This is a genomic window from Phyllobacterium sp. P5_D12, assembly GCF_054049495.1.
Genome location: NZ_JBFUMG010000796.1, coordinates 1 through 1569 on the forward strand (window position 1 = coordinate 1; position 1569 = coordinate 1569).

General features: G+C 53.1%; 1 protein-coding gene. It reads left to right on the forward strand.

Going from position 1 to position 1569, the window contains the following annotated elements; translation table 11 throughout:
- Positions 1 to 236 precede the first annotated feature (236 nt).
- A partial coding sequence (locus tag ACXJ5O_RS26500; RefSeq protein WP_457302509.1) for a glycoside hydrolase family 31 protein occupies positions 237 to 1569 on the forward strand: 1333 nt, incomplete at its 3' end.

Genomic DNA, 1569 nt, shown 5'->3' on the forward strand with positions numbered 1-1569 from the left:
GAACAAGTCATGTCGATCAACACCAACGATCTGAAGAAGGGTCAATTGATTGTAAAGCACAAAGACACAGACGCGCTTTACGGTATCGGCGGGAGCGGCAGATATGGAGCGGCAGATATGAAGACTCCAGAAATATTTACCGCGACCTCGAAGAGGGGCTGAATTCCGGCGCTCAGGGTCATGCTGGTGCGCCTTTTGTCTGGAGTACATCCGGTTATGGTGTTCTGGTCGATACAATGGGCTTCAGCACCAGAAAAATCGACCTGCGCTACCCAAATCGGATCCAGTTTCCGGATACGTCGAAGAAAGATGTCGATGCCTATTTTCTGGTAGGGCGTCCGGCGGAATTGTTCGGTGCCGTAGCAAAAATCAGCGGACGCACGCCGCTTTTTCCTAAATGGGCGATGGGCTTCACCAACAGCCAGTGGGGTGCGGACAAAGCCTGGGACGATCTGAAGAACGGTAACGGCCAACTGGTCGGCATGACCGAGGAGAAGTTTCGCGATATTATCGGACAATATCGTGAAAACAATATTCCGATCGACGCCTTCACCTTTGACCTCGATTGGATGTTCTGGGGTGGTGCGTACAGCAACGCGAGAAAAGTCTCAGACTCCCAGTTCAAGTGGAACATAGAGCGGTTTCCCGGCATGAAGCCCGACGCTCCAAAGACCGCAGAAACGAATTTGCGGATGTTCGCCGAAGAAAAGGGCATCAAACTGACTGCTATCCTGAAGCCGCGCATTCCTTTCTATTCCGTGGAAGGCAGTGTTGCCGAAAGAAAAGGTTACTGGATGCCGTACACAGAGGTAAAGAAGGACTATTTCACAGAAACCATGATGCGGCATGTGGATTTTTCCAAACCGGAAGTTCGCAAATGGTATTGGGAAAAGGTCAAGGGTGCATCCGACACAGGCATTCAAGGCTGGTGGAACGACGAGGCAGATTCCAGCGATGCCACCGACGACGGCAACGAGACCGAGGGAACGGATATGCAGCGCGCGGTTTATGAAGGGCAGCGAGCGTCTTCAGATCTGCGCGTCTGGTCGATCAACCGCAATTTCTATCTCGGGGCGCAGCGGTATGCATATACGCTCTGGTCCGGCGATATCGACAACGGCTTCGCCAGCATGAAAGTGCAGCGTCAGCGGATGTTGAGCGCCATCAATGCCGGAGCCACGCAATGGACCATGGATACGGGCGGGTTCCATGATCGGGAAGAGAATGGAAATAAGATTGGCACGCAAAACGAGGATTATGCGCGCTGGATGCAGTTTGCCATTTTCACACCGATCTTCCGTGTACATGGCGAAAACGCGGTGCAGCGCCAGCCCTGGTATTACAAGCCGAACGACCAGCCTTTGAACGAAATGGCGGCGGTTCAAGCGATCAGGCTGCGTTACAAGCTTATTCCCTATATTTACAGCTACGAACATCAGCGCAACAGGACCGGTGTCGGCATTGTCCGTCCGCTGCTGTTCGATTGGCCTGAAGATGACAACGTTGCCAACAATGTCGACAGCTGGCTGTTCGGGGATTGGCTATTGGCCTCTCCAGTCGTAGAGCAGG